Below are 637 nucleotides of genomic sequence, written 5' to 3'. Positions count from 1 at the left end.
ATCCAGGGTGACGGTCACCGGGTTGGTGATGTTGGTCACTGCCGCGCCGTTTTTATCCACAAGGCTGGCGGTGTAAACGATGTTGCCACCTTCACCAACGCTGTTGGTGGCGGTCAGAACCACATCGACCTTGTCGATGGTGTCGTTGATCGTGGTAGTCGCACCATTGCCTGCAACTTCCAGCTTCTCGAAGTTGCCGCCGGTGGCGTCTGTGATCTTGACGGTCTGGGTGCTCTTGTCGATGAATACGTCATCGCTTGGCGCCGGGACGGTTACGGTGCCGACGGTGTCGCCAGCCTTGATGGTGATGGTCGAACCGTTGTCGAGTTTCAGCGTAACGTCAGTACCGGCCTTGTTGCTCAAGGTGGCGGTGTAAGTGATTTGACCACCTTCGTTGACCGCCGACGGAGCCGTCAGGGTCACGGTGGTGGTATCGGCAGTGCCTGGTGTGTCGGTAACGGTGGTGTTCACCGGCGTAGTGCCTGGCACCAGGTTCTCGAAATGCTCTCCACCAGTCACACCTTTGATAGCGGTGGTGACAGTCTGGTCGCCTTTGTATACGTCGTTTGGAGCGACTACCGATACAGAACCGCTGGACTGGTTCACACCGATAGTGATGGTTTGGCCGTTATCCAGA

The 637-nt window shown here is 57.1% G+C and carries 1 protein-coding gene; it reads right to left on the bottom strand.

Going from position 1 to position 637, the window contains the following annotated elements; all coding sequences use genetic code 11:
* Positions 1-637 (bottom strand): immunoglobulin-like domain-containing protein (locus tag M5B97_RS27555; RefSeq protein WP_349292540.1); only part of this gene is annotated, 637 nt, incomplete at both ends.

It is taken from the genome of Pseudomonas sp. MWU13-2517, from assembly GCF_023242545.1.
GTDB lineage: Bacteria > Pseudomonadota > Gammaproteobacteria > Pseudomonadales > Pseudomonadaceae > Aquipseudomonas.
This window is presented reverse-complemented; position numbering and strand designations above follow the sequence as displayed.